We start from the raw sequence: 7,975 nt of genomic DNA, 5'->3' as shown, positions 1-7,975 counted from the left end.
CGCTTTTCAAAAGTGAGCCGCTGTAAAAGCGGAACCCATAGCAGCCGTTACCGCAGAAACGGATATGTACCCGGTCCAATCCAACATCCTGGTCAGCCCAGACACCGCCATCGGGGGCAAGCCCCCTCCCACATTTGGAATGCATTCCCCTGTGGGAGGGGGCTTGCCCCCGATAGCGGTCTATCAGGCGCCAACCGCCACCAGGCTCAACAATTGCTCCCCGTCCACCCCAAATTGCCCCTCCAATTCCTTGCCATGGCACCACTCACTGGACAGGTCCGTGAGCAACCGCAACCGCACATGCCCGGCCTGCGACCACTCCACCACTTCGGCATGCTCAAAATAAAAGCGCTTGTGCACGAGCGGGTAGAGCGCCTTGAACAGACTCTCCTTGACCGAAAACGTCAGCGTCACCAGCAGGGCGACTTGCTCGCGCGGCAGGCTGGCCATTCGTTGCATTTCATCGGGGGTAAGGATCTCACCCGCCAGGCGTTGCGCCCGTTCCAGCGTCAGCAGGTTCTCCAGGTCCATTCCCAGCCCGCGCCACTGCGCCTTGTGCGCGACGATCGCCGCGGCGTGCCCGGTGCTGTGGGTGATGGAGCCGCTGATGTGCCCTGGCCAGATCGGCGCGCGGTCTTCGCCGATGGCCGGCACGCAGTCGAGGTTATCGAGTCGCCGCAGCGCTTCGCGGGCGCACAGGCGGCCGGCGAGGAATTCTGCCTGGCGCTTGGCCACCGAGCGCTGGATACTCGCCGGCGGCGGCACGGCGCTGCGGTGGAAGTCGCCGGCGTTCAACAAGGCCGGGTCGAATCGCGTGCTCAAAAACACGGTGCCCGGCAAGGGAGCAGGCAGCGGCCAATGGGCATCGAGTGGGGTACAGCAGGCGGGTAGGGGCGTCATGCGCGACATTTTGCCGAGTTGGCGCGTCAGTGCATAGCCCGTAGTGATAGTCCGTCGTGTATGGCCCCGTTGCGGTTCAGGCCGGGTTCAGAGCCCGTTCAGGGGGAGTTCAGGGGCGCTTGCGTAGTGTGGACGCCACAGCCTGAACGCTTAAGAGGTAAGCACCATGACTGCGATCAAGAAACTGTTGTTGGCGTTGACCATGCTCAGTGCCACCGCCGGTGTGCAAGCCAGCGATAGCACGTTTGCCGCTTTTGGCCGAGAGAAAAGCAAAAAAGCCAGCAACCTGATCCATCGTGTCAGCTTCGACGAGGTGAGCGTTCAGGCCGCACCGTGGGGCCGGTCGCTGGTCACCGCGCCTCAACCGGGTTACCGCACCGGTTACGCGCCTCTGTCTGGCCACTACAATGGCATTAAACTGCGCCCGCAAGACCTGCAGGGCCGCTATGATATCCCTCGCTCGGACTGTTGAATTGCCTTGGAGAGCCTTATGAAATTGCTGGTGGTGGAAGATGAGGCGCTGTTGCGTCATCACCTGTTTACCCGCCTGACCGACAGCGGCCACGTGGTCGAGGCCGTGGCCAATGCCGAGGAAGCCCTGTACCAGACCGGCCAATTCAACCATGACCTGGCGATCATCGACCTGGGGCTGCCCGGCATGGGCGGCCTGGACCTGATCCGGCAACTGCGCACCCAGGCCAAGACCTTTCCGATCCTGATCCTGACCGCCCGCGGCAACTGGCAGGACAAAGTCGAAGGCCTGGCTGCCGGTGCCGACGACTACGTGGTCAAACCGTTCCAGTTCGAAGAGCTGGAGGCGCGGATGAACGCCTTGCTGCGCCGCTCCAGCGGTTTCACCCAGTCCACCATCGTCGCCGGGCCCCTGCTGCTGGACCTCAATCGCAAGCAAGCCTCGCTGGACGAACAACCGCTGGCGCTGACCGCCTATGAGTACCGCATCCTCGAATACCTGATGCGCCATCATCAACAGGTGGTGGCCAAGGACCGTTTGATGGAGCAGCTTTACCCCGATGACGACGAGCGTGACCCAAACGTCATCGAAGTGCTGGTCGGCCGCCTGCGCCGCAAGCTGGAAGGGCCGGCCGGGTTCAAGCCGATCGACACCGTGCGCGGCCTGGGCTACCTGTTCAATGAGCGCTGCCGTTGATTCGCTCGCTCCGTGTGCGCCTGATGCTGGCCGCCGCCACCCTGGCGGTGCTGTTCATGCTGGGCTTGTTGCCCGCCATGCAAGGTGCTTTCAGTCTGGCGCTGCAGGATTCGATCGAGCAGCGCCTGGCGTCGGATGTCACCACCCTGATCTCGGCGGCCCGCGTGGAAAATAACCGGCTGCTGATGCCGGCGCAGTTGCCCGATGAGCGTTTCAACCTGACCGACAGCCGTCTGCTCGGCTATATCTACGACCGTGAAGGTCACCTGGTGTGGCGGTCGCGGGCGACCCAGGAAGAAAGGATCAATTACAAGCCGCGCTACGATGGACGCGGCAACGAATTTGCGCGCATTCGTGAGGCCAACGGCCAGGAGTTCTTCGTCTATGACGTCGAGGTGCGGCTGCTGGGCGGCAAAAGCGCGGCGTTCAGCATCGTCGCCCTGCAACCGGTGCGTGAGTATCAACTGACCCTCGAAGGCCTGCGCGAGAATCTCTACCTGGGCTTCGGCGCGGCGTTGCTGGTGCTGTTGACGCTGCTCTGGCTCGGCCTGACCTGGGGCCTGCAGGCCCTGCGGCGCCTGAGTCAGGAACTGGACCAGATCGAAGGCGGCACCCGCGAAAGCCTCAGCGAAGAGCACCCCCGGGAATTGCTGCGCCTCACCGGTTCCCTCAACCGTTTGCTGCACAGCGAGCGTGAGCAGCGGGCGCGCTACCGCGACTCGCTGGATGACCTGGCCCATAGCCTGAAAACCCCACTGGCGGTATTGCAGGGGGTGAGCGAAGACATGGCCCAGCGCCCCGAGGAGCGCAGCCAGGCCTGGGTGCTGCAGTCGCAGATCGAGCGCATGAGCCAGCAGATCGGCTATCAATTGCAGCGCGCCAGCCTGCGCAAGAGCGGCCTGGTGCGCCATCAGGTACGCCTGGAGCCGGTGCTGCAGAGCCTGTGCGACACCCTGGACAAGGTTTACCGGGACAAGCGCGTCACCGTGACCCTCGACCTGCCGGACGCCTGCGACGTGCCCATCGAAAAGGGCGCCCTGCTCGAGATGCTCGGCAACCTGCTGGAAAACGCCTACCGCCTATGCGTGAAGCAGGTACGTATCAGCCTGGTGGAACACCCGGACGGCAGTGAGCTGTGCATCGAAGACGATGGCCCCGGCGTGCCACCGGACCAGCGCGCCCGGATCCTGCAGCGCGGCGAACGGCTTGATCGCCAGCACCCGGGGCAGGGCATCGGGTTGGCGGTGGTCAAGGACATTATCGAGAGCTATCACGCGCGGTTGACCCTGGGCGATTCGGCGCTGGGTGGCGCAGCGTTCAGGATTCACTTTCCGGCCTTGTGAGGGGGCGGGCAAGCTGTCCGCCTTCAACCCTCCTGCGCGCGATACGCCCCCGGCGTCAAGCCGGTCCACTTCTTGAACGCCCGATGAAACGCCGACGGTTCCGAGAACCCCAGCTGTTCTGCAATGTCCTGCAAGGACAAGTCCGCCCGCCCCAAGTGGTAGATGGCGATATCACGGCGTAACTCATCCTTCAATGCCTGAAAGCTGCTGCCTTCTTCACGCAAATGCCGGCGCAGGGTTTGCGGGCTGATATGCAAATGCTGTGCGACCGCTTCCAGGTCCGGCCAGGGCGTGCGGTCGCGGCTGAGCAAGCGGCGCAGTTGGCTGCTCAGGCTGTCGCCTTCATCGGGTCGAGACAACAGGTCGGCGGGGGAGCGCTGTAAAAAGTGCTTGAGGGTGCGTTCATCCTGCAGCAGCGGCAGGTTCAGGTAACGGCTGGGAAACACCAGGCTGCTGTTCGGTGCGGCGAATACCTGGGGGCAAGGAAACAGCAGGTCGTATTCACCGGCGTGGGCCGGCATCGGATAACTGAAGGTGACCTGATGCAGCCGAATACGCTGGCCGATCAACCAACTGCCCAGACGATGCCAGATCACCAGCAGGCATTCACTGAGAAAGTGGTCCGGGTCCCACAGTGGCGAGTCGTCCAGGCTCAAGCGAACGCTGTCGCCTTCGCGTGTCAGCTGCCAGCGCGGGCCGTCGGGGAACAGGCTATAAAATAACAGGCCGCGTTCCAGCGCCTTCTCCAGCGTGCGGCAATGAATCAGCGCATGACACATCATGGCGAAGGTGCCGCGCTTGCTCGACGCCTGGGCGAAACCCAGGTATTCATCATCCAGCGCCAGCCAGAGCATTTGCAGCAAGCGGGTAAATTGCTCCGGAGCGATACGCGCACGTGGTTCGCTCAGTTGTTCGGGGGTGATACCCACCTGCTGCAACAGGCGCGAGTAGTCATAACCGGCCCGACGTGCGCCGCCCAGGGCCGCGCGGGCGAAGTGACTGGCGATAGTGCGTTCACGCATGACAGGGCCTCGTCCATGGAAGGGCCGATGGTAGCCATCACCCGGAGAGGGTCACAAGGCGGATATCCGCCAAATTGTAGGACGAGACGGGGGGAGTCGGCGGAAATCCGCCACCTTGTTACACGCCCGCCGAGCCTCGGCAAGCCGCAAGCCCCGATGTGCAAAGGCTTTCATCGGTTTTAAGCAAAGTGGCATGGCGTTTGCGATAGGGATTACAGCGCAGGATTGTTCCTACAGACCTCGCCAACAACAAATCCCTCCAGTGCAGGAGGGTTCGCAATTCAAGTGTCGTGGGCAATGGCGGATATTTGCCACACGGTGCGATTGAGGAACTTTGCAATGACGACTCGTCAGCCAATCTACAAATCCCTGTATTTCCAGGTGATCGTTGCAATCGTTATCGGTATTTTGCTCGGCCACTTCTACCCGCAGACCGGCGTGGCCCTCAAGCCACTGGGTGACGGCTTTATCAAGCTGATCAAAATGGTCATCGCCCCGATCATCTTCTGCACCGTGGTCAGCGGTATCGCCGGCATGCAAAGCATGAAATCGGTCGGCAAGACCGGCGGCTACGCGCTGCTGTATTTCGAAGTCGTTTCCACCATTGCGTTGCTGATCGGCCTGATCGTGGTCAACGTCGTGCAGCCGGGCGCCGGCATGCACATCGACGTGGCCACCCTGGACGCTTCGAAAGTCGCGGCCTACGTGACCGCCGGTAAAGACCAGAGCATCGTCGGCTTTATCCTCAATGTCATCCCCAACACCATCGTCGGCGCCTTCGCCAACGGCGACATCCTGCAAGTGCTGATGTTCTCGGTGATCTTCGGTTTCGCCCTGCACCGCCTGGGTGCCTACGGCAAGCCGGTGCTGGACTTCATCGATCGTTTCGCCCACGTGATGTTCAACATCATCAACATGATCATGAAGCTGGCGCCCATCGGTGCCCTGGGCGCCATGGCGTTCACCATCGGTGCCTACGGCGTAGGTTCCCTGGTGCAGTTGGGCCAGTTGATGATCTGCTTCTACATCACCTGCGTCCTGTTCGTGGTGGTGGTGCTGGGCGCCATCTGCCGCGCCCACGGTTTCAGCGTATTGAAGCTGATTCGCTACATCCGCGAAGAGCTGCTGATCGTACTGGGTACTTCGTCTTCGGAATCCGCACTGCCGCGCATGCTGATCAAGATGGAGCGTCTGGGCGCGAAGAAATCCGTGGTCGGCCTCGTTATCCCCACCGGCTACTCGTTCAACCTTGACGGTACCTCGATCTACCTGACCATGGCGGCCGTGTTCATCGCCCAGGCGACCGACACCCACATGGACATCACTCACCAGATCACCCTGCTGCTGGTGCTGCTGCTGTCCTCCAAAGGCGCTGCGGGTGTGACGGGCTCGGGCTTTATCGTCCTCGCTGCCACCCTGTCGGCTGTCGGCCACCTGCCGGTTGCCGGCCTGGCGCTGATCCTGGGTATCGACCGCTTCATGTCCGAAGCCCGCGCGTTGACCAACCTGGTGGGTAACGCCGTTGCCACCATCGTTGTGGCCAAGTGGGTCAAGGAACTGGACACCGACAAGCTGCAAAGCGAGCTGGCATCCGGCGGTACCGGTATCTCCGAAACCCGCGAAATCGACGACCTGGGCGTGGCCGAAGGCCCTGCACCTGTGGTCAAGTAAGCTGAAGATGGCGTGAACTAACGCCGACAGCAACACACAAACGCCCCGACTGGTTCGGGGCGTTTGCGTTTCTGGCGCGTCACGGCAGTGGCTTTTGTTTTACAGTAAATGAATCGGTTGAAACGCTTGCGGGAGGTTTTGTGGACAGTGTGGATCTGAATGTCCTGCGCAGCGTGCTGGAGTGGCGCCGCGCCGGGCAACGCGTGATGTTGTACAGCGTGGTGCAGACCTGGGGCAGTGCGCCGCGCCCACCGGGGGCAATGTTGGCCCTGCGCGGCGACGGGGTGGTGATCGGCTCGGTGTCCGGTGGTTGCATCGAGGATGACTTGATCGCGCGCCTGCAGGATGGCCGTTTGCCTGACGATGGTCCGCCCGTGCAGTTGGTCACCTACGGCGTCACCCGCGATGAGGCGGCGCGCTTTGGCCTGCCCTGCGGCGGCACCCTGCGCCTGACCGAAGAGCGGGTGGACGACTGGGAGTGGGTCGCGCAATTGCTGGCACGCTGCGAGGATCATCAAATTGTTGCGCGGGAGCTGGACCTGGCCACCGGCAAAGTGACCCTCAGCGTCGCGAGCAAGACCGATGCAGTGACCTTTGACGGCCAGTGTCTGCGCGCCATCTATGGGCCTCGCTGGCGCCTGCTGTTGATCGGCGCCGGGCAACTGTCGCGCTATGTCGCGGAAATGGCGCGCCTGCTCGACTTTGAAGTGCTGATCTGCGACCCGCGTGACGAGTTCGTCTATGGCTGGGAGGAACAGCACGGCCGCTTCGTGCCGGGCATGCCCGATGAAGCGGTGCTCAATATCCAGACCGACGAACGCACGGCGATTGTCTGTCTGACCCACGATCCACGCCTGGATGACATGGCGTTGCTCACGGCGTTGAATTCCAGTGCGTTCTACATTGGCGCCCTCGGTTCGCGCGTCAACACGCAGAAACGACGGGAAAACCTGGCGGCGTTGGGCTTGTCGGCAGAAGCGATTGCACGGTTGCATGGGCCCATCGGCTTGCACATCGGCAGCCACACGCCGGCGGAAATTGCGCTGTCGCTGATGGCGGAAATCGTCGCGATTAAGAACGGCGTGGCGCCTCTGCAGAAAAAGCCGCTGGCGGCGGTTGCCCAGTGACAGTGACGGCGATAGTGCTGGCGGCGGGGCAGGGCAGTCGCTTCCGTGCCGAAGCCGGGGCTGACCGAGACAAGTTGCTGGCACATTGTATTGGGCTCGATGGTGTGACACGGCCAGTCATCGAGCAGGTGCTGGTGAACCTGCCGGCGACGCTTGTTGAGCGCTGGGTGGTGACTTCACCGGAACGCCTTGAGGTGATTCGGTTGGCTGAGGCGCATGGTTGTAAGGTCCTGCTGCTGGAATCAGCCGGCATGGGCGACAGCATTGCTGCCGCCGTTGCGGCCAGCGCTTGGGCAGAGGGCTGGCTGGTGGTGCTGGGGGATATGCCGTTTATTCGATCCACCAGCATCGAAAGGGTGATCAATGCGCTGCAAGCGGGTGGCATCAGCGTGCCTGTGCACGCGGGGGAATATGGGCATCCCGTGGCCTTTGACCATGCATCGGGCGCAGACTTGATGGCGCTGACGGGGGATCGTGGCGCGAAGCTGCTGTTCGCGCGTGCTTCGGTGAGTGAAGTGGCGCTGGATGATGCCGGTGTTCTCTGGGATGTGGACCTGCCACAACGGTTGAATTTCAGCGCGTATTAAATGGTGGGAGGGAGCTTGCCCCCGATGGCGGCCTCTGGGCCCGACCAGGATGTTGGGTCAGATCGAGTACATATCCGTTTCTGCGGTCACGGCCACTTAGGGTTCCGCCCTGACGGCGGCTCACTTTTGAAAAGCGCAAAAGTAAGCAAAACGCTCT

At 62.3% G+C, this 7,975-nt stretch carries 8 protein-coding genes; 6 read left to right on the top strand and 2 right to left on the bottom strand.

All coding sequences use genetic code 11. The annotated features are described in order from the left end of the window. Positions 1-183: 183 nt before the first annotated feature. A complete protein-coding gene (locus BFP89_RS06980; RefSeq protein ID WP_065884796.1) occupies positions 184-900 on the bottom strand; it encodes a 4'-phosphopantetheinyl transferase family protein in 717 nt (238 codons plus the stop codon). 166 nt (positions 901-1,066) lie between these two features. Between BFP89_RS06980 and BFP89_RS06975 the strand changes: the two genes are divergently transcribed. Genes BFP89_RS06975 through BFP89_RS06965 form a run of 3 tightly spaced genes read left to right on the top strand, consistent with a single transcriptional unit; the run spans position 1,067 to position 3,411 of the window. After that, a complete protein-coding gene (locus BFP89_RS06975; protein WP_065884795.1) occupies positions 1,067-1,372 on the top strand; it encodes a hypothetical protein in 306 nt (101 codons plus the stop codon). A gap of 18 nt (positions 1,373-1,390) precedes the next feature. Next, on the top strand, positions 1,391-2,068 hold the full coding sequence (locus BFP89_RS06970) for a response regulator (protein WP_010208358.1): 678 nt from the start codon (positions 1,391-1,393) through the stop codon (positions 2,066-2,068). Further along, positions 2,065-3,411 (top strand): ATP-binding protein, encoded by a 1,347-nt coding sequence (locus BFP89_RS06965; RefSeq protein WP_065884794.1) that lies wholly within the window; start codon positions 2,065-2,067, stop codon positions 3,409-3,411. Before BFP89_RS06970 ends, BFP89_RS06965 begins: the two co-directional genes overlap by 4 nt. A gap of 23 nt (positions 3,412-3,434) precedes the next feature. Here the strand turns inward: BFP89_RS06965 and BFP89_RS06960 are convergent, their stop codons facing one another. After that, the gene (locus BFP89_RS06960; protein WP_065884793.1) at positions 3,435-4,433 is read right to left on the bottom strand and encodes an AraC family transcriptional regulator; all 999 of its coding nucleotides are present in this window, start codon (positions 4,431-4,433) and stop codon (positions 3,435-3,437) included. 339 nt (positions 4,434-4,772) lie between these two features. On the opposite strand from BFP89_RS06960, the gene BFP89_RS06955 reads away from it, so the two are divergent. The 3 genes from BFP89_RS06955 (at position 4,773) to BFP89_RS06945 (ending at position 7,818) form a co-directional block, all read left to right on the top strand. Continuing rightward, the gene (locus tag BFP89_RS06955; protein WP_065884792.1) at positions 4,773-6,104 is read left to right on the top strand and encodes a dicarboxylate/amino acid:cation symporter; all 1,332 of its coding nucleotides are present in this window, start codon (positions 4,773-4,775) and stop codon (positions 6,102-6,104) included. Between the two features lie 140 nt (positions 6,105-6,244). Further along, positions 6,245-7,231, top strand: a complete 987-nt coding sequence (locus tag BFP89_RS06950) for an XdhC family protein (protein WP_065884791.1) — start codon at positions 6,245-6,247, stop codon at positions 7,229-7,231. Further along, positions 7,228-7,818, top strand: coding sequence for a nucleotidyltransferase family protein (locus BFP89_RS06945; RefSeq protein ID WP_065884790.1), 591 nt, complete (start codon positions 7,228-7,230; stop codon positions 7,816-7,818). The genes BFP89_RS06950 and BFP89_RS06945 overlap by 4 nt, the downstream gene beginning before the upstream one ends. Positions 7,819-7,975: the final 157 nt, after the last annotated feature.

Source organism: Pseudomonas sp. 31 R 17 (assembly GCF_900004915.1).
GTDB classification, from domain to species: Bacteria; Pseudomonadota; Gammaproteobacteria; order Pseudomonadales; family Pseudomonadaceae; genus Aquipseudomonas; species Aquipseudomonas orientalis_A.
The sequence above is the reverse complement of the archived record's forward strand: the minus strand, read 5'-3'. Positions and strand labels throughout refer to the sequence as shown.

Excerpts from the sequence above, each read along its gene's own strand:
- BFP89_RS06960 (WP_065884793.1), bottom strand. The coding sequence starts at position 4,433 with ATGCGTGAACGCACTATCGCCAGTCACTTCGCCCGCGCGGCCCTGGGC.
- BFP89_RS06970 (WP_010208358.1), top strand. The coding sequence starts at position 1,391 with ATGAAATTGCTGGTGGTGGAAGATGAGGCGCTGTTGCGTCATCACCTG.
- BFP89_RS06955 (WP_065884792.1), top strand. The coding sequence starts at position 4,773 with ATGACGACTCGTCAGCCAATCTACAAATCCCTGTATTTCCAGGTGATC.
- BFP89_RS06980 (WP_065884796.1), bottom strand. The coding sequence starts at position 900 with ATGACGCCCCTACCCGCCTGCTGTACCCCACTCGATGCCCATTGGCCG.
- BFP89_RS06975 (WP_065884795.1), top strand. The coding sequence starts at position 1,067 with ATGACTGCGATCAAGAAACTGTTGTTGGCGTTGACCATGCTCAGTGCC.